The sequence below is a fragment of the Flavobacterium sp. SM15 genome (assembly GCF_022012335.1).
Lineage (GTDB): Bacteria > Bacteroidota > Bacteroidia > Flavobacteriales > Flavobacteriaceae > Flavobacterium.
This window is the reverse complement of the sequence record NZ_JAKLTO010000003.1, coordinates 392755-414734: the sequence shown is the minus strand read 5'-3', so window position 1 is coordinate 414734 and position 21980 is coordinate 392755. Positions and strand designations below refer to the sequence as shown.

The following is a 21980-nucleotide window of genomic DNA, read 5'->3' as shown; positions in this document are numbered from 1 at the left end:
TTTACTTAATGGAGTTTTCTCCATGTCGGAAATCGCACTCATATCAGCAAGAAAGAACAGGTTGGAAACCGCCGCTAAAAAAGGTAACACGAGTGCAAAAACAGCTTTAGATTTGGCCAATTCGCCAAACAAATTCTTGTCTACGGTACAAATTGGAATCACCTTAATCGGGATTTTGACGGGTATTTACAGTGGAGAGAAAGTAACCGACAATGTTCAGCTCTTTTTAGAGCAGTTCGAAATGCTAAAACCGTATTCTCAAAGCTTGGCTGTTGGGATTGTGGTGGTTGTTTTGACGTATTTTTCATTGGTTTTAGGTGAATTGCTTCCAAAACGTATCGGGCTTAATTATCCGGAAACGATTGCCAAAGCGGTTGCGGTTCCAATGAAAATGATTTCTGTGGCAACGGCTCCCTTTATTTGGTTGTTGACAACTTCAACGGATTTTGTGCTGAATGTGTTGAAAATCAAGCCAACGGCAGACGGAAAAGTAACCGAAGAAGAAATTAAGGCTATCATTAAAGAAGGAACCGAAGTAGGCGAAGTTCAGGAGATCGAACAAGATATTGTAGAACGTGTGTTTCATATTGGGGATAGAAAAGTAAATTCCTTAATGACGCACCGTAAATCGGTAATGTATCTTTCTTTGGAAGATGATTTAACCGAAACCAAACAAAAGGTTCTGGAAGAATTACACTCTGTATATCCGGTTTGTGAAGAGAATCTGGACAATGTGGTTGGGGTGGTATTGTTAAAAGACCTGTTTTTGAGTTTTGAGAAGAAAGGAGACTTAGACCTGAAAGCTATTTGCAAAGAACCGGTTTATTTCATTGAACATACTTCGGCTTATAAAGCACTTGAGATTTTTAAAACCACAAAAGTGCACTATGCGTTGGTAACCGATGAGTACGGAATGGTTCAGGGGATTATCACATTAAATGACATTCTTGAAGCTTTGGTGGGAGATGCTGCTGAGTTTTATGATGAAGAATTCCAGTTAATTGCTCGCGAAGACGGAACCTGGTTAGTTGATGGACATTATTCGTTACATGATTTCTTAACCTATTTTGATTTAGACGATCAGATAAGCGATTACGATGTTACTACGGTTAGTGGTTTAATCATGACCGAGTTGTCCTATATTCCTAAAGTTGGAGAAAAACTTATCTGGAATAAAATGGAATTGGAAGTAATCGACATGGACGGGGTTAAGATTGATAAAGTAATGGTCCGTGTTTTAAAAGATAATGAATAATAATTAAGCTTAGTTTGTTTCTTTCTTGTAAATGATTGAAAACTAAGACTGAAAACTGAGAGAATGACAGAAGGGAATTTTGTAGATTACGTTAAAATATATGTTGCTTCCGGTAAAGGAGGTAAAGGTTCTACGCATTTACACAGAGAAAAATTTATTGAAAAAGGTGGCCCAGATGGAGGTGATGGTGGTCGTGGTGGTCACGTATATTTAGTGGGGAATAAAGGATTGTGGACTTTGTTTCACCTGAAATTTGCCCGTCATATTAAAGCAGGTCACGGTGGTGATGGAGGAAGTGCCAGAAGTACCGGTGCCGATGGAGAAGACAAATACATCGAAGTTCCTTTGGGAACAGTGGTTCGTGATAAAGAAACCGATGAGATCCTTTTCGAAATCACCGAACATGGTGAGAAACAAATCTTAGTTAAAGGAGGAAAAGGAGGCTTAGGGAACTGGCATTTCAGAAGTTCTACCAATCAAACGCCTCGTTATTCACAACCAGGTATGCCGCCCGAAGAGCGCGATGTAATTCTGGAATTGAAAGTTTTGGCCGATGTTGGATTGGTTGGTTTTCCAAATGCGGGTAAATCAACCTTATTGTCTGTGTTAACCTCTGCAAAACCAAAAATTGCTGATTATCCTTTTACTACTTTAAAGCCAAATTTAGGAATTGTTGCCTACCGCGATTTTCAATCGTTTGTGATTGCTGATATTCCGGGGATTATTGAAGGAGCAGCGGAAGGAAAAGGCTTAGGGCATTACTTTTTGCGTCATATTGAACGTAATTCGACCTTATTGTTTTTAGTTCCTGCAGATGCTCCGGATATTAAAAAGGAATACGATATTTTATTGGACGAGTTACGCCGTTACAATCCGGAAATGCTTGATAAAGATCGATTGATTGTAGTCTCCAAATCGGATATGTTAGATGAGGAGTTAAAATCGGAAATGAAAAAACAGCTCGATAAAGACTTTAAAGGGATACCGTATATGTTTATCTCTTCGGTTGCCCAACAAGGACTTACTGAACTGAAAGACAAGCTTTGGCAGATGTTGAATCAAACTATAGATTAGAAGAAAGGCATTCGTTTTAGAATGCCTTTTTTGTTGTTAATGAGTTGGTTAGATGTGTGGAAAAGTTATTTTTTTAGCGAAAGTCTTGCAGATTGTTGTGAGAAAATAAAAAAAATGTTGTTAATTTGCCCTACTTAACTAACAATATTGAATATGAAAATTAAATTACTTATCGTAGCTTTAATCTCTCAAGTAGCTATTTCTCAGCACAGAAGCTGTGGTATGAAAGAGTATATGCAACAAATTATGTCTGATCCTCAGGCAAGAGAGCAGTATTTAAAGCAACAAGAACTTTTTAAAGCAGAATACCAACGTGTTATGGCGGAATATAAAGCCAATAAAGCTGCTGGAATTAAAAGAACTACCAATGCAACATTGAGAATTCCTGTTGCTGTACATTACCCAAGTGCTACTACGGCAACTGCTGCAGTTAAAACTTGTTTAAGAAACTTTGCTCAAAACCAGATTAACATACTTAATGCAGATTACAATGCAACCAATGCAGATATTTCAAACTGGGCAGGAGTTAGCGATTTATATCCGGGAACTCAAGTTGGAGATTTGGATGTTGAATTCGTTTTAGCTACCCAAAACCACCCGGCTGGAACTGGATTGGTAAATGGCGAAGTTGCGGTTACTTTTGGAACTGATTTTTTAAATGCTGGTAACGTAAATTGTACCAATGGATGTAATGATGATACTACTTGGGCAGGATATATGAATTTTGTGGTAAAAAATATTACAGGAGGAATTTTAGGCTTTTCACCACTGGGAGGTTCTCCAAATGGAGGACATGCTGTAGTAATGGATAACAATGCTTTTGCTTCTGGTGCGGGTTGTACTGGATATGTACCGGGTGCTCCTTATAACCTTGGAAGAACGGTTACTCACGAGTTAGGACATTTCTTCAATTTGGATCATACTTTTGCAAACGATAATGGTTGTGGTTCTGATGATGATGGAATTGCGGATACTCCAAAAACGGGTTATGCAACTTATGATTGTCCGGCTGACGGATCTGTAGCGGGTTGTGTGCCGGGTGAATTTGCCCTTACAATGAACTATATGGATTATGTAAACGATGCGTGTATGTACATGTTTACAGAAGGTCAGCGTTTGGTAATGTTGTCGTATTTGAATGTTATCAAGACTCAATACAATAGCAATACGTTAAGTACTCCAGAAGTTGCTAAATCAAGATTTTCTGTATATCCAAATCCAAACAAAGGAAGTTTTTCAATTCAGTTTGAAGAAGTGTTGAGCGATTTTTCAGTTCAGGTGGTAGACCAGTCCGGAAGAGTGGTTTTAGAAAATGACTATGCTGCAAACAACAACATGGTGCAAACAATTGATTTGAATACTACAGCTACAGGGGTTTACTTTGTTACTGTTAAATCGGATAATTCGGTAACTACTAAAAAAGTTATTGTTCAGTAATTTACAAGATATATTATAATTAAAAAAGCCTTTCTTTTTGAAAGGCTTTTTTGTTTTAAAAAAGTTAAAATTTTCTTAACAAAAAATATTTATAAACTATAATTTTTCAGTCAATTACTAAAAAAAGGTATATTCGCACCACTAAAAATATATTTAACTATGAAAAAATTACTTTTATCTCTTATCGCTGCAATTACGCTTGTTCCTGCAAGTGTAAAGGCTGATGAAGGAATGTGGTTTTTAATGTTCATCGAGCGATTGAACCACAGAGATATGCAAAAGATGGGATTGCAGTTAACTGCTGAGGAGATTTACAGCATTAACCATCACAGTTTAAAAGACGCTATTGTTCAGTTTAACGGTGGATGTACTGCAGAAATGATTTCAAAAGATGGATTGGTTTTAACTAACCACCACTGTGGATACGATGCAATCGCAGAATTATCTACAGCCGAAAAGAATCACCTTAAAAACGGTTTTTGGGCAAATTCTAAAATGGAAGAATTAAAGCCTTCTAGCTTGTTTGTTCGTTTCTTCGTGCGTATGGACGACGTTTCTAAGCGTATCTTATCTCAGGTAAACGATAAAATGACCGAAGCTGAGCGTGAAAAAGCAATCAATGCTGAAATCGCTAAAATTGAAAAAGAAAACAACGAAGGTGGAAAATACACAGTGTCTGTTCGTTCATTCTTTCAAGGGAATGAGTACTACTACTTTGTTTATCAGGATTATAAAGACGTTCGTTTAGTAGGTACACCACCAGAAAGCTTAGGTAAATTCGGTGGAGACACTGATAACTGGGAGTGGCCTCGTCACACTGCGGATTTCTCTATGTTCCGTGTGTATGGAGATGCTAACGGAAATCCGGCAGATTATTCTAAAAACAACGTTCCTTTAAAACCAAAACATTACTTACCGGTAAATATTGGTGGAGTTAAAGAAAACGATTATGCAATGATCTTAGGATATCCTGGAAGAACCAACCGTTGGATGCCTGCTTCAGGAATCGATCAAAACGTGAAATATGCATATCCTGCTTGGGTTGAAGGATCTAAAGTAGGGATGGACAACATGAAAAAATACATGGTTCAGAGTGATGCTTTAAACCTGGTGTATGCTTCAAAATTTGCAGGTGTTGCGAATTATTGGAAAAACCGTCAGGGAATGATCGACGCGTTAACAAAATTCGGAACGGCTAAAACCAAAGCAGCTCAGGAAGCGAAATTCAACAAATGGGCTAACAAAGCTGAAAATAAAGCGAAATACGGTAATGTTGTGGCAACAATCAATAATTTCTACAAACTTACTAACGAGAAATCACGTCACGATAATTATTTGACTACACTTTTCAGAACAAGTGCTTACGGTACTATCGCTAGAAGTTTAGGAAAACAGTTAGAGAACTATGCAAAAGCTGATGGAGTTAAACGTGCACAAATGGCACCTGCAATTTCAGAAATGGCAGACGAGTTCTTTAAAGAAGTTTACATTCCTGCTGAGAAAGACATTTTAGCTGCTGAATTGAAATTATATGCTACAAAATCAACTGGGTATACTATTGCTCCGTTTGTTGCAGAATTAGGTAAAGCAAACAATAACGATTTTTCTAAATACGTTAATGCTGCTTTTGATTTGAGTATCTTATCGTCTAAAGAAAGAATCAATGCGTTCTTGGAAGTTCCAAACGAAGCTTTAATTACAAACGATCCGTTAGTAAAATTATCTAATGAGTTGTTGAATCATTTCAACTCTAAATCTGACGAAATTGCTAAGGCTCAAAACGATTACGGTGCCGCTTTCCGTAAATTAGTAGAAGGTTTAAGAGAGTCAAAAATCGGAACTATTAAATATCCGGATGCAAACTCAACCTTGCGTTTAACTTACGGAAAAGTTCGTTCTTTACCAGCAGACAAACGTAACGATGCCACTATTAACAACTACACTACTTTAGCAGGTCAGGTGAAAAAATACAAAAAAGGCGATGCTGAATTTGATTTACCGGCTAAAGTTTTAGAAATGAACAAAAACAAAGAGTTCGGTCGTTATGCTGATAAAGACGGTTCATTACACGTAAACTTCTTAACGGACAACGATATTACTGGTGGTAACTCAGGTTCGCCGGTATTAAACGGAAAAGGAGAGTTAATCGGTATTGCTTTCGACGGAAACATCGAGGCTATGGCTGGAGACGTAATCTTTGATAAAAACCTACAAAGAACCATCAACTGTGATATTCGTTATGTATTGTGGGTAATTGAGAACTTCTCAGGTGCGAAACACATCGTAGACGAAATGACTTTGGTGAAGTAATTTGAAAATAATCATCCTTTGGGATGAGAAAATTGAAAACCAGATATTGTAGAATATCTGGTTTTTTTTATGGGGTAACTTCGGGGTTATAATCAAAAGGAAGAAGCTCTCCTACTTTTTTCCAGCCCATATAACCATAAGTTGCTAAGCGTTGCGGTTGTGAAACACTTCCGTTTTTGAAAATTTCAATAGGATCACTGCTTGTGATTTTGAGTTGGGATCTTTGGAAATTACCAGCATGTAAATGGTTTAAAAAGATGTATTTCGTTTCTTCTTTTGCATTTTTGTAAACTACAGAAAGGTAATCTTCGAAATAAAGAAGCTTCCTGTTTTCTTTCTCATCAATAAGTTGTTCTTCATTGCAGTAAGTTGGGTTATGAGTTATAATGTATTTACTTGGAATTTCCGGATAAGAACGTTTGTTTTCCTTGTAATCCTTCCACATTTTTGAAATGGTTTCTTCGGTTGGATAGTTAGGATTTGGCTCATATTTGAATTTTCTCATGGTAAAGCCTTCCTTTTTACATGAATTGTTAAATAGTGAGCGCATGAAATGAAGAATGGATCCTTTATACAATTCTTGACGTGTTTTGGAAATTTTATCAGCATTTAGTTTTCGCTCCGCAATGATTTCTTTAAAGAAAGGATAGCCAAAGTAAACGGTTTCCTTTTGAAAGTTGTTTTCTTTTAGTGTTTTAGATTCAAAGAAGACCAAGTTGTATGAAATCTCATAACCGGTCTTTTCATTAATCAAAACTATAGGCACATCAGCAGTAGTGGTTAGGATTGTCTTTTCTGTATTGAGCTGGAAATTTAAAACTTCAGGGTTTACTATTTTGGTTTGTTCCGCGATTTTTCCTCTTCCGATGAATTCATTTTTAAAAGTTTCCAGGTGTTTTTCACGTTCTTTGGCACTCATTTTAGAGATCACCACTTCCTTTAATTGGTTAACAACCGGATTCAGGTAAATAACACTTGTTTGATTTGGATTGGCTAGTGAAGATGCGGGTACCAAAACATTATCATAACCTACATAAGTGATTAAAACTTCATTTTGATGCTCTGATAAGGTAAAGGAGAATAGCCCTTCTTGGTTGGTTGCGCCGCCATTGGTCGTGTTGGGTGCAAAAATGGAAGCTCCCGCTAAAGGTTCTTTTGTGGTCCCGTCACGAACAATCCCTGAAATTTTTGTTTGGGAAAAAGATTTCGACAATGAGATGAATAAGACAATTGATAGAATTTGTTTCATTCTGTTTTAATTTATCAGCAATATACTACATTTAAATTTTGATTTTAAATACGAAAAAGAGTTTATTTTATTTTGTTGTAAATGCCTATTTTTGAACCATGAAGCAACTTTTTTTTCTTTTACTTTTTCCGCTACTGCTTTGGTCACAATCCGATTTTGAGAAGGCACAATTGCTTTTTGAACAAAAGAAGTATGCTTCGGCTAAAATCTTGTTTGAGAAATATCTAAAGCAAAAACCAAATGATCCTAAAAGCATGGAATATTTGGGGGAAGTGGCAGGTTATCAAAAACAATGGGATGTGTCCATTGATTACTTCAGAAAGTTAAAGACAACTTATCCTAAAAATGCTGATTATCATTATAAATTTGGTGGGGCTTTAGGGATGAAGGCTAAAGACGTAAGCAAGATTAAGGCTTTTGGAATGCTCGATGATATTGAAAAAGCTTTTGAAACGGCAGCGGTTTTGGATTCAAAACATATTAATACGCGCTGGGCATTGGTGATGTATTATATCGAACTTCCTGGAATTGTGGGCGGAAGCGAAACCAAGGCACAAAAGTATGCCGGCCAACTGCTTCAGCTTTCTAAAGTTGATGGTTATTTGGCAAAAGGTTATATCGATGTGTATTTTAAACGCTACAAAAGCGCGGAAGATAATTTGAAAAAAGCCCACGAAATTGGTCGCTCCAAAACTACTTTCGAAAAGCTTTATGATTTATATTTGAACAAATTAAAAGCGGTCGAAAAAGCAAGACAGTTAAAGTCTGATTTTGAAGCATAACATTACATGATTTTATAAATGCGTACACATTTTATAGCAATTGGCGGAGCTGCCATGCACAATTTGGCCTTAGCCTTACACAGTAAAGGATATCAAGTAACCGGTAGCGATGACGCTATTTTTGAACCGTCTAAATCCCGTTTGGAAAAGAAAGGTTTGTTGCCTGCGGAAATGGGGTGGTTTCCAGAAAAAATCACTTCCGACATCGAAGCAATTATCTTGGGGATGCATGCCAAAGCCGATAATCCGGAATTACTTAAAGCACAGGAATTAGGCTTGAAAATTTTTTCCTATCCTGAATTTTTATACGAGCAATCCAAAAATAAAACCCGCGTGGTTATTGGTGGTTCTCATGGTAAAACGACCATTACTTCTATGATTCTTCATGTGATGCATTACCACGGAATCAATGTGGATTACATGGTGGGTGCGCAATTAGAAGGTTTTGATACGATGGTTCACTTAACCGAAGAAAACGATTTTATTGTTTTGGAAGGAGATGAATACTTGTCCTCACCAATGGATAGAAGGCCAAAGTTTCATTTGTACCAGCCAAATATCGCCTTGATTTCAGGAATTGCCTGGGATCATATCAACGTGTTTCCTACTTATGAAAATTATGTGGAACAGTTCGAGGTTTTCATTCAGAAGATAACCAACGGAGGAATTTTGGTGTACAACGAAAACGATCCCGAAGTAAAACGCGTAGCGGAAGCCGCAACCAATCCAATTCGAAAAATAGCTTATCATACTCCGCAGTATACTGTCGAAAATGGCGTTACTTTGTTGGAAACTCCGGAAGGACCAATGCCAATTGAAGTTTTCGGAGCGCATAACCTAAACAACTTGGCTGGAGCGAAATGGATTTGTCAAAACATGGGCGTAGATGAAGCAGAATTTTATGAAGCTATTGCCAGTTTTAAAGGAGCTTCCAAACGTTTGGAAAAGATAGCTGAGGGAAAAACCAAAGTTGCTTATAAAGATTTTGCCCATTCACCAAGTAAAGTGGCTGCTACAACCAAAGCGGTAAAAGAGCAATATCCAAATAGAACTTTGGTGGCGTGTTTGGAACTTCATACTTACAGCAGTCTAAATGCAGCATTTTTGAAAGAATATGAAGGAGCACTGGATAATGCAGATGTGGCAGTGGTTTTTTACTCACCTGATGCGGTTAAGATTAAACAATTGGAAGAGGTTACTTATGAGCAAATTGCCCAAGCTTTCAAACGCAACGATTTGATTATTTATACCAATCCGGAAGAGTTTAAAAACTTCTTGTTCAATAAAGATTTGGAAAATTCTGCTTTACTACTAATGAGTTCCGGGAATTATGGAGGACTTAATTTTGATGAAGTTAAAGCGCTGATCAATTAGAAAACTTGTAATGCCCGACAATTTTATAAGAGAATAAACAATCCTCCAAAACTTGTCCGGCACCCACATTATGAACAATCATCGGGCGTTTTCCGTCCGGTGATTTTTTATTTGTGACAATTCCTATGTGAGGCAGTTTTTCGTTAATCATCCAAGTAACGAGTTCTCCGGTTTTGTAATCGTCCGGATTTTCAGAAATGTTCAGTTTTTGACCTTTTCGTGTAAAGAAAACTTCAAGATTAGGCACTCTCCGGTGATCGATATTGGTGTCCGGCTTTTTTAATCCCCATTTTTTTAAGTTCGGATAGTGCGAAAAATTACTTTTCATGTCCAGATGAACTTCCTTTTGTAAATCGATGCCTAGTTTTCGGTAAGCTCGAATTACCACATCGGTACAGACGCCTTTGTTTTTGGGAACATCACCATTAGGATATTTTACAGAAACATAGCTGGGATCGTAGGTTACACTTTCTTTTGTGAGGGAAAGTGCGGCATCAGAGAGTTTGATGAAAAACTTGTCCTGTAAGTTGATAGGAAGAAGAAAAGTCCAGAAAATCAATAAAGAATAGATCAGTTTCATTATTTTCGTTTTTGATTATAACGTAGGAAAAAAATTAAAATTGTGGTCTTGAGATTGGAGTGTTAACAAAACGGTTTTTGTTCTGGTTTTACAGTTTGACGAATTACAACAGATTAATTTTTCTTTAAGAGGATAATCCTTTTCAAATTCCTAAATTGCACCCGGTTCTATTAGAATTGAAGATTCAAAAATGATAAGCACAAAAAACATCACGTTCTCTTACGGAAAAACAGTTACTTTTCAATTTCCCGATCTTGTTTGTCAGGAAGGGGAAACTTGTCTGATTACAGGAGGTTCTGGAAAAGGAAAAACTACTTTGTTGCATATTCTGGGCGGGTTACTACATGCGGAATCAGGCGAAGTGATTATTAATAATACGAACATCGAACAGTTTTCCGAGCGAAAGTTGGATCATTTTCGCGGGAAGAATATCGGTTTGGTTTTGCAGGAAAATCATTTTATAACCTCGTTTACAGTTCTGGAAAACGTACTGTTGGCTTCTTGGCTGGCCAGTGGAAAGCAAGCGCGTGAAAAGGCAAAAAATCTACTTGAGCATCTCGATTTAAAAGAACAATTACACAAATTACCTTCCCAATTAAGTGTGGGGCAACAACAAAGGGTTTCTATAGCAAGAGCATTAATTAATGAGCCGAAAGTAGTTTTAGCTGATGAACCTACTTCAAGCTTGGACGACGAAAACGCGTTCAAAGTAGCAAATTTACTTGATAAACTGGCTAAAGAATACAAAACGGCAATGGTCATCGTTACCCACGATTCCCGATTAAAGGAACGTTTTTTAAATCAAATTGTATTGTCATGATTGGGAAATTAGCTTGGAGAAATACTTGGTTTAAACCTTTAAATACTGCCTTGAGCATTCTTTTGTTGATGTCGAGTGTTGCCATTATTACTGTTTTAATTTTATTGCAGAAGCAATTTGAGGAGCAGTTTTCCAGTAATGCCGATGATATTGATTTGGTTTTGGGAGCGCAAGGAAGTCCTTTGCAATTGGTGTTGTCTGCTGTATATCAGATGGACGCACCAACGGGAAACATTGATTATTCGGAAGCAAAAACCTGGATGCAGAATCCGTTTGTGAAATCTGCAATCCCACTGGCTTACGGGGATAATTACCTAGGATTTAAAATTTTGGGAACTACACCTGCATATTTATCCAAATTTGGCGGAACTGTTGAAAAAGGCACTATGTTCTCTAATACTTTTGAAGTAGTTTTAGGTAGCGAAATTGCCCATAAGCTCAATTTAAAGGTTGGCGATACTTTTTTTGGCGCTCATGGCGATGCTAAGGAAGGAGAAAAGCACGAAGAATCATCGTATAAAGTGGTGGGAATTGCATCGAAAACCGGAAAAGTGGTAGACAATTTGATTTTGTCAAACATTCAAAGTGTTTGGGCAATGCATGATGTTCACGAACATGAGCAAGGCGAAGAACATCATACCGAGGAAATGATCTCAGAAGATGGAAAGGAAATAACAGCGGTACTGATTAAATTCCGAAACAAAATGGGAATTGTGTTGTGGCCCCGAATGATTGCCCAAAACACAAAAATGCAGGCTGCTTCCCCGGCAATCGAAATCAACCGATTGTTCACCCTTTTCGGAATCGGTTTAGATGCCTTGCAATACCTCGCTTACGGGATTATGCTCATTTCGGGAATCAGTATTTTTATTGCTCTGTTCAATACACTTAAAGAGCGTAAATATGAGTTTGCATTACTGCGTATTCAGGGCGCTTCTAGAATTCAATTGCTGCGGGTTGTAGTTGTTGAAAGTCTTATTTTGTGTGTTATGGGATTCATTTTTGGAACAATTCTTGGTAGGATAGCCTTGTGGTTCATTTCCAAATCTTCCGATCAGGATTTCAAAATTGCGTTCAATCCTTTGGAATTCGTTTGGCAGAAGGAAGGGATCTTATTTTTAGTAACCTTGTCCGTAGGATTTTTAGCCGCACTTATACCGGCAGTAAAAGCCTATCGACTTAATATATCAAAAACTTTATCTCATGCGTAAGCAGTTTGTATTATTAGTGGCTTTAATTACAGTACTTTTGACTTTGGAAGCGTTTTATCATCCAAAGGAACAAGCGGTTGGTTTTAAATCGCGTACTCTTCAAAAAGCGGGCTTTATTAGTTTTTCGACCGAATTGAATTTTTTGCAGAAAAACCCGGATACGTTAACCTGGAAGCTCTTGGGTGATATCAAGTTTGTCAAGAAAAAAGATAAAACTTATGGTGAAGTGATGTTTCCTCAGGTAAATCCGAAATTAAAACTGACCAACAAAAAGCGCGTTGCCATTAGTGGTTTCATTGTTCCTATTGACAATAAGAATTTCGCAATCAGTAAAAATGTTTTTGCTTCGTGTTTCTTTTGCGGGAAATCAGGGCCGGAAACCATTGCCGGAATTAAATTCAGAGGTGAAACTCCAAAGCTGAGAACCGATCAATACGTGACTCTGGTTGGAACCTTCCGATCAAATGAAACCGATGTAGACGACTGGATTTACCATATTGAGGATGCTGTGATTGTAAAAGGAGCCAAATAGTATGCGATTCTTAAATAAAACCGATATCTTTTTCGATCTGGACCACACGCTTTGGGATTTTGAACGAAATTCTGCTTTAACTTTTGATGCAATTTTCAAAAAGCATGCTATAGATGTTGATTTAGACGAATTTCTGAAACATTACGTTCCGATTAACCTCAAGTACTGGGTGTTGTTTCGGGAAGAAAAAATCAACCATATTGAACTGCGTTATAAAAGGCTAAAGGAAACCTTTGATCAAATTCCGCACGCTATTGATTTGGAGACTATTGATTTGATTTCAGAGGAATATATTCGTTATCTGCCTACGTTCAATCATCTTTTTGAAGGAGCGATAGAAATTTTGGAATATCTTAAGCCTAAATATCACCTTCATATCATTACCAATGGATTTCAGGAGGTGCAATACGGAAAACTAAAAAACTCTAATATTGAGCATTATTTTTCTACGGTAACAAATTCTGAAATGGCAGGTGTAAAGAAACCAAACCCAAAGATTTTTGAATTTGCGCTGGATTTAGCCAATACAAATAAAGAATCAAGTGTGATGGTTGGAGACAGTTTTGATGCCGACATTGAAGGTGCCTTGAATATTGGTTTGGACGCCGTTTTTTTTAATGAAGCCAGAGTTAACATTACAGCTGATGTAAGACAGATATTTAATTTAACAGATCTAAAAACTATTTTATAGGATGAAACGATTGCTTTTTTTACTGATTGCCTTTTTCTTTTGCGGAATATTGATTGCTCAAAAAGCAAATGATTACAAATACATTATAGTTCCGGTTAAATATAGTTTTTTAGACGAGCCGAATAAATACAACCTTAGTGCATTAACCAAAATGGTTTTTGAGAAACAAGGTTATCAGGTTTTTTATGAGAATGATATCTTGCCGGAAGATTTAGCAGAGAACCGATGCAATGCTTTGTATGCTGATATGAAGGGAAAAAGCAGTATGTTTATCACCAAAATTGTGTTGGAATTGAAAGACTGTCAGAATCAAGTTGTTTTCACTTCGGTTGAGGGTAAAAGTAATGAGAAAGAATATAAAGTAGCTTATATTCAGGCATTCAGGGAAGTAGGAAAGTCAGTTGAACAATTAAAATCGAACGCGAAGCATGGGGAAAGTATTAAAACAGAATTAATTACTGCGCCAGAAAAGCTTCACGTTGAATCATCTTCAGTGATAACAAAAAATCAAAATGACAATCTATGGTATCCGCAAGCAACAGCTTATGGTTTTCAATTGGTGGATAAAACACCAAAAGTTGTTATGAAGCTCTACAAAACCTCTCAAACTAATTTATTTATTGCTCAAAAAGACTCTAAACAAGGGGTGGTCTTTACCAAAAATAATCAATGGTGGTTTGAGTATTATCAAAACGAATTATTGGTTTCTGAAAAGCTGGAAATTAAGTTTTAAACCACTAATTTTTTATTAATACCCATATTTGTCTTCCCATCGGTTTTTTAAGAACTGACGCAACTCACGCTCTCGGGCATTGTTTCCCGGTTCGTAAAAGGTAGTGTTGCTCAACTCGTCTGGTAGAAATTCCTGTGCTGCAAAATTGTTGTCGAAATCATGCGAATACTTGTATTCATCGCCGTAGCCTAATTCCTTCATGAGTTTGGTCGGAGCATTGCGCAAATGTAAAGGCACGGGTAAATCTCCGGTCTGTTTTACGATTTGTTGTGCTTTTCCAATGGCCATATAGCTTGCGTTGCTTTTTGCTGAAGTGGCTAAATAAACAGCGCATTGACTTAAAATAATGCGGCTTTCCGGGTATCCAATAGTAGTTACCGCCTGAAAAGTGTTGTTAGCCATAATCAGAGCAGTTGGATTGGCATTACCGATGTCTTCTGAAGCTAAAATAAGCATTCTTCTTGCGATGAATTTTACATCTTCACCACCTTCAATCATTCTAGCCAGCCAATAAATGGCTCCATTTGGATCACTTCCGCGTATAGATTTTATAAAAGCAGAAACAATATCGTAATGCTGTTCGCCGGTTTTGTCGTACAATACGGTGTTTTTCTGAACCAGTTGCATGACTTTTTCATTGGTGATCTCAATTTGTTCAGCATCAGATGCATTAATGATTAGTTCGAAAATATTGAGCAGTTTTCGACCGTCTCCACCAGAAAGTCTTAATAAGGCTTCGGTTTCTTTAAGTTGGATGTTTTTGGTTTTTAGGATGGTATCGGTTTCGATGGCTCGCTTTAATAATGCTTCTAAATCTTCTTTTGTAAAAGCATTTAGTATGTAAACCTGACATCTTGACAATAATGCGGGTATTACTTCAAAGCTTGGGTTTTCGGTGGTTGCTCCAATTAAGGTAACCCAGCCTTTTTCTACAGCAGCCAGTAGGGAATCCTGTTGCGATTTACTAAAACGATGGATCTCGTCGATGAATAAAATAGGGTTTTTGGCGGTGAATAAACCACTGCTTTGTTTGGCTTTGTCAATTACTTCTCGAATATCCTTTACTCCGGAGTTAATGGCGCTTAAGGTGTAGAACGGGCGCTTGCTTTCCTGTGCCATTATCTGTGCCAAAGTAGTTTTTCCTGTCCCTGGAGGTCCCCATAAAATAAGTGAAGGGATGATTCCTCTTGAGATTTGATGGGTTAATGAACCGTTCGGGCCCACCAAATGCAATTGACTGATGTACTGGGAGAGGTGTTGCGGGCGAATGCGTTCGGCTAAAGGTGCTTCCATTTTATGCTTTTGAATATTCGGAAATTGCGGAATGTCAAATTTAGTTTTTTTCAGGGATAAATCAACTTATCGCTGCTCACTAAGTAGAATCTATGACAAAACTTCATTAAATTTAATTTGGAAACATTTTTGAAGGGATATTATAAATGTTTAATCCTTTAATTGTTCAATGTAGTGGTAAAAGAAAACGAATTTAAGTTCTCCTCATCGGTTATAGGCTTGCCTCTTGTTTTTCTGTTGGCTATTTGGCTGGTGTATTGGTTTGAGATTCGTTTTAAGATGAGTCTGTATGATTATGGGATTTATCCGCGTACTTTTTCTGGTTTGAAAGGGATTGTGTTCAGCCCTTTTTTACATGGTGATTTGCAACATATTTACAACAATTCCATCCCGCTTTTTTTGTTGGTAATGGCACTTCGTTATTTTTATCGAGAGCAGAGTCTACAAGTTCTTTTTTTTGGAATCTTGCTTTCCGGTTTTGGAACTTGGTTGATAGGGCGGGAGAGTATGCACATTGGAGCCAGTGGATTAATTTATGTATTGGTTAGCTTCATGTTTTTTAAAGGGATGCAATCCGGATACTATCGCTTAGTGGCGCTTTCTCTTACTATCGTGGTTCTTTACGGCGGAATGGTTTGGTATCTTTTTCCTAGTGCAGAGCAGAATATTTCATGGGAGGGACATTTAGCAGGTTTTCTTACCGGGTTTTTGCTTTCTTTTTTTATTAAGACACAGGATTATCAAAAACCAATTAAATATGAATGGGAAAAACCGGATTTTGACCCGAGTACTGACCCGTTTATGAAACATTTTGATCAAGATGGTAATTTTGTGCCAACTCCAAAGCCGGAACCACTGCAGGAACAGTATACCTATTTTATCTCCAATTTACCGGTTGTGTATTTTGTAAAAGAAACCAAAGATGAAAACGATGGCCTGATTAGCCCCGATAGAGCGGAAAGCTCCGAAACGCAGTGAAGGACTTAGAGCGAAAGCGGGAATAGGGTTAGCAAAAAAGCCTGAAACTTTCGCTTTAGGCTTTAAGTATATTTTAGAAATATTAACTTCTTTGTCTAACGCTTTCGTATAAAAATGCGCCACATGCCACGGAAACATTTAAGGAAGATATAGTTCCGAACATAGGTAGTTTTGCTTTTTCATCCACAATTTTCAATACCGATGGATTTACCCCGCGATCTTCACTTCCCATGATGATGGCAACGGGTTGGTTAAAGTCTATGGTGTAAATAGTGTCATCTGTTTTTTCTGTGGCAGCCACTGTTTTGATACCCGAACCCTGAAGATAGAAAATAGCATCCTTAATGTGATCAACTTTGCAGATCGGAACATTGAAAACCGCTCCGGCTGAAGTTTTAACTGTGTCCCCATTTACTGGAGCCGAGCCTTGTTTTTGGATAATAATACCGTCTACTCCGGTACATTCTGCGGTTCTTATGATGGCACCAAAGTTTCTGGCATCAGACAATTGGTCTAGGATCAGGAATAATGGTTTTTTGCCACTTTCAATAACACCTTCCACCAAAGTTTCCAAAGAAACGAAAGAGATAGGGGCGATACTTGCTATTGCTCCTTGGTGGTTATTATGGGTTAATCGGTTTAATTTTTCAACAGGGACATAAGAGAAATTGATGTTGTTGCGTTTCATGGTTTTCATCAGCTCCTGCATCAAGTCGCCTTGAGCGTCTTTTTGTATAAAAACTTTGTCGATTTCTTTTCCTGCATTGATGGCTTCGATGATTGCTCGAATACCGAATATTTGGTGTTCTTTTTCCATGAGGCAAAGATAAAAAAAACCACCGACTAAGCGGTGGTTTTATTTTTAAAGACTTAAAAGAGATTAGTTAACGTCCCAGAATACTTTATTTTTCAACTTGTCACCACCCATAGCGGCTGATGCGGCTTGCCAATTTGCGCCGTTAACAGTCTGCTCATTTACTGGATAAGTATAGCGTTTTGGCACTACACCTTCAGCTTCAGGAAGTGCACTTGCAGGAGCAGTGATAACAGGAGCATCTAATCTTCTCCAAGTAGTCCAAGATTCAAAACCTCTATTGAAGTATGCAATCCAAGCCTGATAACCGATTTTTTCTTTATAAGTTCCCGCAGCAGTAGTATAAGCTACACTCGGGTTTAATAGATAGGCATCAGCATCAGCAGTTGAAAGACCCCATGAGGTGAATGAATTTCTGATGGCTTCATTGTAATAGTACTCACCAGTGTTTCCTACATTATAACCTCTTTCTGCAGCTTCAGCTAAGTAAAACTTCATTTCTGTAGATTCAAATAGAATTCCTGCAGCATCAGGTTGTTTAATGTTATCGCTGATGTGTGAGAAGTTTATGTAAGCATTTGCGTAACCATAATTTGCCCCTTTGTAGATCCCGTTAAACAAAGTGAAATACTTAGCTCTTCGTGGATCATTTAAAGTGTTCATAGCGTTAACAATTGTGCTTGCAGGAACAAAATCATTTCTACCACTAGCCACTAGGTTAGCATAAATTGGATTGTAATTCGGAGCGGCAACAACGTAGTTGAACTTTGCATTGTCTGCATCTGTCATAATTACACCATCTGCGTAGGCAGTTTCTACAGTAGTTTTTGCTAATGCAGGGTCAACGTCTGCTAAATTAATTCCTAATTTTACTTTCAGAGAGTTTGCAAATAACTTCCATGCATGAACATCACCGTTATAAATATAATCACCTTGTTCAAAAGAAATACCACTATCGTCTAGATTTGCAAGTGCAGCGTTTAAACGAGTGATTAGTTTTGGATAGATTGTTGCATCATTATCATACTTAGGTAGAACGATAGAAGGGTTTAGAGCATCTGTATAAGGGATATCTCCAAATGTATCAACAAGAATCTGATAAGTGTAAAGCTCTTGAATTTCAATAATAGCTAACTTGTTTTTTTGTTGAATATTCCAATCTGCAGTAGAAACATCTGAAGGTTTTACTTCATTGTTAACTGCAAGTTTGGCAGTTTCTAGATTTCCTAGAACATCTCTATAAAGATTATTCCAATGGTTATCAGGAATATTTCTTGTTTTAATTCTATATCTCGTCTCTGTTGTATATTGAGTTGCAGCCCAATATTGAGAAAAATAACGGAACACATTTAAGTTTACACTTGGCGTTGTCATTTGATCAGCCAATTCTTTTTGAGCATTTGTCAATAAAGAACCTGCAGGTACTGAATATGGCAAATCTCTATCCAAGTTGTAATCGTCAGATTCGTTTACGCAACTTACTGTTAGTGCAGCTAAAGTTGCTATTGAAAAGATTATTTTTTTCATTTTTTTAGAAATTTAATTTTACGTTAAAAGAATACACTTTTACAGTAGGCATAACACCAGATTGATATCCTTGTACGTTTCCAGATGATGTTCCTGCTTCAGGGTCAGCATGTGGTAAGTTTTTGTCGATAATCCAAAGATTGTTTCCAGACACTCCAAAAGATGCACCACTAATGAATGTTCTTTCTAATAATTTAGTAGGAAGCGAATACGTTAATCCAACTTCTCTTAACTTAACGAATGATGCATCATATACATAAGCTTTATCCGGATTAGCTGTAATACCATATCCTAAACCACTAGCCTCACTTGAATCTGAAGCATCCACTCTGATTGTATTAGGGATGTATTGTGGTTGACCGTTTCCAGGTACAAAAGCAGGATTCAACATAACTCCTGGGTTAATAAATCCTCCTCCATCAGCTAAAGTATTACGAACTGGATTTCCTAAATCGTTTAGTCCAGCAGTTTCTGGATAAAGACCTGTATCTTGACCATAAGCTTGGTCTAATGAGAATACACTACCACCTTTTTTAACATCGATTAAGAAATTCAATGAAAGGTTTTTGTAAGTTACTTTATTACTTACACCACCTGTCCATTTAGCTTGAATGTTACCAATAACGTGATCACTTGTTGTTGTTTGAAGGTAATTCCCGTCTGCACCAACAATTTTGTTACCAGCATCATCATAAATATAGTCTGTACCCCTAATAGTTCCATATGGTTGACCAACAGTTGCGTTAAGTGTAATACCAGATTGGAAACTTGCTAATTGTAAGTTTGATCTTCCTTCGTCTAAAGAAAGTAATTTGTTTCTGTTTTGAGCCCAGTTAACATTAATTTGCCATTGGAAATCTTTTGTTTTAACAGGGTATCCAGAAAGAGAAACTTCGACACCTTTGTTTTGTAATTCACCTGCGTTAATTCTTGAAGTACTGTATCCAGTTGATGTAGATTGTGGTACATTAAAAATTTGATCGACCGTGTTTGTTTTGTATAAGGAAACTTCAAAACTTGCTCTGTTGTTAAACATAGAAGATTCTATACCAACCTCCCAGCTTTTTGAAGTTTCAGGTTTTAATTTTTGGTAGTCGAAAAAAGTTGTACTGTTTGAATACATAGGATTTCCGTCAATTAAACCATTAGAAACTTTAGCGCCTGCTCTGGCAGTGTTGATGTCGTTTCCTACTTCAGCGTAGCTAAGTCTTAATTTTCCTAAGTTTAACCAGCTTGGTTTAATAACTTCAGAAAAAACGAAACTACCTCCAATTGAAGTGTAATTGTAGACATTATGTCCTGTATAGATACCGGTAGATTTATCCTGTCTGAAAGTTCCGTCTAAGTATAACATCTTTTTGTAATCAAAAGAAGCTTGCCCGTAGAAACCAGATTTTTTAAATGAAAGTTCTGATTCAACCGGTGCCACATAAACACGTGAATTTGCTAGGTTATAGTTGCCAGGAGTTATTAATCCACCAGTTGTTGACCCGTTGAATGAATCAATTTTTGAGTGTTTTAATGTTCCACCTCCAAGTAATTTTAATCCTAAATCATTTGTGATGTTTATATCGTAAGTTGCAATTAAATCATAAGTCTGTTGAGAAAATGATCTTGTGAATAATTGGTAACCAGATGACTCGTCTATTTGAGAAATACCAAATTCTTCAGGATGGCTTCCTACAGCTTTTCTTTGTTCTTGTCTGTCATTAGAAGTTTCAATAGTTGCGCGACCTAAAACATTGAAGTTTTTAGTGATGTCGTAAGAAACGTTTCCACCTAAGATAAGTCTTTTTCTTCCGTCAGTTTCATAATTCTCGTATCGATCCCAATATGGGTTGTTCCAATAAGCAGGGGTTAAGTCACCACCTACAGGATCGTTCATGTTCCATGTTACGTTGGCTTTGTTTTGGAAGTAAGCATCTCTTAATTCTTTTACGTCAACGTTTGTTTGCCACCATTGTCTAAAACTTCCTAAGAAGTTATCACCATAACCTACACTGTTTCTTCCTCTGGTACTTTGGTCTGAATAATTAAACTGAACGCCAGTTTTAATTCTAGATCCAAATTCTTTGGTAAAGTTACCTGTAAGAGTGTTTTTTATTAATCTTGAGTTTGGTAACACACCATTTTCAGTATTGTTAGTGTAGTTGAAATTGTAAGTACTGTGCTCATCTCCACCATTAAAGTTTATACTGTTTACTGTACCTAAAGATTTTTGGAAAAATGCTGAAGGATCGTTTTTAGCACCAACCCAAGGTGTAGGTTGGCCATAATTAGGGTTTGTTGGTACAAACGCATTCCATTGGTATACCATTAAATTTGGATTAAATGCATTACCGTAAGAAATATCATATCCAGTTGGAACTAATAAATCATCAATGCCATCACCATTAACATCTTGTACTAATAAGTTGTCGTGACCGTCATATCCACCACCACCATAAAGTTTTTGGTATTTTGCAAAAGTTGATCGGTCTATCGTTCCTCCAGAAACTGTTGAATTGATAGAGATACCTAATGCTTTATTTTTTTTACCTTTTTTAGTAGTAATCATGATAGCTCCATTTGCAGCGTCGCTACCATAAAGCGCCGTAGCCGCTGCTCCTTTTAGTACGTTTACTGATTCAATGTTGTTAGGATCAATATCTGAAGCTGAGTTACCGAAGTCATATCCGTCTCTTGCATTAGCAGCATCAGCAGTATTTAAGTTAGCATTGTTAACCGGCACACCATCAATAACGATTAATGCTTGGTTATTTCCTGTTATACTTTTAATACCACGTAAAACAATGTTTGTTGATCCTCCGAAGTTTGAGTTCATTTTAACCTCTAAACCAGCAACTTTACCTGATAAATTGTTTAAAAAGTTGTTTGTTGGGGTTTGGTTAATAGCTGCTCCGTCTACCTTCTGAGAGGAATACCCTAAAGCTTTTTTCTCTCTTTTGATACCTAAAGCTGTTACTACTACTCCTTCAAGAGCTTTTGCTTCGTCTACCATTTTTACATTAACGGAGTTTGAAGAAGCTTTCATTTCTTGAGATTTCATTCCAATGAAAGAGAAAACTAATGTTGCGTTTTCTTTTACCTTAATAGTATACACTCCATCCATATCGGATTGAGTACCATTTTTAGTCCCCTTCTCGGTAATACTTACGCCAGGTAGAGGAAGTCCTCCCTGATCTGTAACCTTACCTGAGACTGTCCTTTCCTGCGCAAAAATTACTTGCGATAATAACACTATGGCTAGTGTCAAAAAAGCTTTGAACTTTGTTCTCATTTGTTATTTCAATTATAGTTAGGTTCCAAATTTCTTAAAA

The 21980-nt window shown here is 37.1% G+C and carries 18 protein-coding genes; 12 read left to right on the top strand and 6 right to left on the bottom strand.

Annotated elements, in window-relative coordinates:
- Positions 1–22 precede the first annotated feature (22 nt).
- The 4 genes from LZZ90_RS07590 to LZZ90_RS07575 all read left to right on the top strand — a co-directional run bounded on the left by LZZ90_RS07590 (position 23) and on the right by LZZ90_RS07575 (position 6076).
- Positions 23–1255: a hemolysin family protein gene (locus LZZ90_RS07590; protein ID WP_237790131.1), complete on the top strand. Its 1233-nt coding sequence runs from the start codon at positions 23–25 to the stop codon at positions 1253–1255.
- A gap of 63 nt (positions 1256–1318) precedes the next feature.
- Complete coding sequence (obgE, locus tag LZZ90_RS07585) at positions 1319–2329, top strand: GTPase ObgE (RefSeq protein WP_237790078.1); 1011 nt, start codon at positions 1319–1321, stop codon at positions 2327–2329.
- 153 nt (positions 2330–2482) lie between these two features.
- Entirely contained in the window at positions 2483–3766 is a 1284-nt protein-coding gene (locus LZZ90_RS07580; protein ID WP_237790077.1) for a zinc-dependent metalloprotease, read from the top strand.
- A gap of 159 nt (positions 3767–3925) precedes the next feature.
- Positions 3926–6076: a S46 family peptidase gene (locus LZZ90_RS07575; RefSeq protein ID WP_237790076.1), complete on the top strand. Its 2151-nt coding sequence runs from the start codon at positions 3926–3928 to the stop codon at positions 6074–6076.
- Positions 6077–6143: 67 nt separating this feature from the next.
- Here the strand turns inward: LZZ90_RS07575 and LZZ90_RS07570 are convergent, their stop codons facing one another.
- A complete protein-coding gene (locus LZZ90_RS07570) occupies positions 6144–7325 on the bottom strand; it encodes a carboxypeptidase-like regulatory domain-containing protein (protein WP_237790075.1) in 1182 nt (393 codons plus the stop codon).
- 98 nt (positions 7326–7423) lie between these two features.
- Between LZZ90_RS07570 and LZZ90_RS07565 the strand changes: the two genes are divergently transcribed.
- Together LZZ90_RS07565 and murC are read left to right on the top strand one after the other, a co-directional pair.
- Positions 7424–8107: a lipopolysaccharide assembly protein LapB gene (locus tag LZZ90_RS07565; RefSeq protein WP_237790074.1), complete on the top strand. Its 684-nt coding sequence runs from the start codon at positions 7424–7426 to the stop codon at positions 8105–8107.
- An 18-nt stretch (positions 8108–8125) separates the two neighbouring features.
- Positions 8126–9481 (top strand): UDP-N-acetylmuramate--L-alanine ligase, encoded by a 1356-nt coding sequence (gene murC, locus LZZ90_RS07560; RefSeq protein WP_237790073.1) that lies wholly within the window; start codon positions 8126–8128, stop codon positions 9479–9481.
- Here the strand turns inward: murC and LZZ90_RS07555 are convergent.
- The gene (locus LZZ90_RS07555) at positions 9474–10061 is read right to left on the bottom strand and encodes a DUF1287 domain-containing protein (RefSeq protein ID WP_237790072.1); all 588 of its coding nucleotides are present in this window, start codon (positions 10059–10061) and stop codon (positions 9474–9476) included. The two genes, murC and LZZ90_RS07555, sit on opposite strands and share 8 nt — an antisense overlap.
- Before the next feature lie 190 nt (positions 10062–10251).
- On the opposite strand from LZZ90_RS07555, the gene LZZ90_RS07550 reads away from it, so the two are divergent.
- Genes LZZ90_RS07550 through LZZ90_RS07530 form a run of 5 tightly spaced genes read left to right on the top strand, consistent with a single transcriptional unit; the run spans position 10252 to position 14048 of the window.
- On the top strand, positions 10252–10881 hold the full coding sequence (locus LZZ90_RS07550) for an ABC transporter ATP-binding protein (RefSeq protein ID WP_237790071.1): 630 nt from the start codon (positions 10252–10254) through the stop codon (positions 10879–10881).
- Entirely contained in the window at positions 10878–12092 is a 1215-nt protein-coding gene (locus LZZ90_RS07545) for an FtsX-like permease family protein (RefSeq protein WP_237790070.1), read from the top strand. Before LZZ90_RS07550 ends, LZZ90_RS07545 begins: the two co-directional genes overlap by 4 nt.
- Positions 12085–12624: a hypothetical protein gene (locus tag LZZ90_RS07540; protein ID WP_237790069.1), complete on the top strand. Its 540-nt coding sequence runs from the start codon at positions 12085–12087 to the stop codon at positions 12622–12624. The genes LZZ90_RS07545 and LZZ90_RS07540 overlap by 8 nt, the downstream gene beginning before the upstream one ends.
- A gap of 1 nt (position 12625) precedes the next feature.
- Positions 12626–13315 (top strand): YjjG family noncanonical pyrimidine nucleotidase, encoded by a 690-nt coding sequence (locus LZZ90_RS07535; protein ID WP_237790068.1) that lies wholly within the window; start codon positions 12626–12628, stop codon positions 13313–13315.
- A 1-nt stretch (position 13316) separates the two neighbouring features.
- Positions 13317–14048 carry a hypothetical protein gene (locus LZZ90_RS07530; RefSeq protein ID WP_237790067.1) on the top strand — a complete coding sequence of 244 codons (732 nt, stop codon included), beginning with the start codon at positions 13317–13319 and terminating at the stop codon, positions 14046–14048.
- A 15-nt stretch (positions 14049–14063) separates the two neighbouring features.
- Here the strand turns inward: LZZ90_RS07530 and LZZ90_RS07525 are convergent, their stop codons facing one another.
- Positions 14064–15341, bottom strand: coding sequence for a replication-associated recombination protein A (locus LZZ90_RS07525; RefSeq protein WP_237790066.1), 1278 nt, complete (start codon positions 15339–15341; stop codon positions 14064–14066).
- A gap of 174 nt (positions 15342–15515) precedes the next feature.
- On the opposite strand from LZZ90_RS07525, the gene LZZ90_RS07520 reads away from it, so the two are divergent.
- Positions 15516–16319 carry a rhomboid family intramembrane serine protease gene (locus tag LZZ90_RS07520; RefSeq protein ID WP_237790065.1) on the top strand — a complete coding sequence of 268 codons (804 nt, stop codon included), beginning with the start codon at positions 15516–15518 and terminating at the stop codon, positions 16317–16319.
- An 82-nt stretch (positions 16320–16401) separates the two neighbouring features.
- Here the strand turns inward: LZZ90_RS07520 and rlmB are convergent, their stop codons facing one another.
- The 3 genes from rlmB to LZZ90_RS07505 form a co-directional block, all read right to left on the bottom strand.
- Positions 16402–17136 carry a 23S rRNA (guanosine(2251)-2'-O)-methyltransferase RlmB gene (rlmB, locus tag LZZ90_RS07515; RefSeq protein ID WP_237790064.1) on the bottom strand — a complete coding sequence of 245 codons (735 nt, stop codon included), beginning with the start codon at positions 17134–17136 and terminating at the stop codon, positions 16402–16404.
- Between the two features lie 63 nt (positions 17137–17199).
- Complete coding sequence (locus LZZ90_RS07510) at positions 17200–18660, bottom strand: SusD/RagB family nutrient-binding outer membrane lipoprotein (protein WP_237790063.1); 1461 nt, start codon at positions 18658–18660, stop codon at positions 17200–17202.
- Between the two features lie 4 nt (positions 18661–18664).
- Positions 18665–21940 (bottom strand): SusC/RagA family TonB-linked outer membrane protein, encoded by a 3276-nt coding sequence (locus tag LZZ90_RS07505; protein WP_237790062.1) that lies wholly within the window; start codon positions 21938–21940, stop codon positions 18665–18667.
- Positions 21941–21980 lie beyond the last annotated feature (40 nt).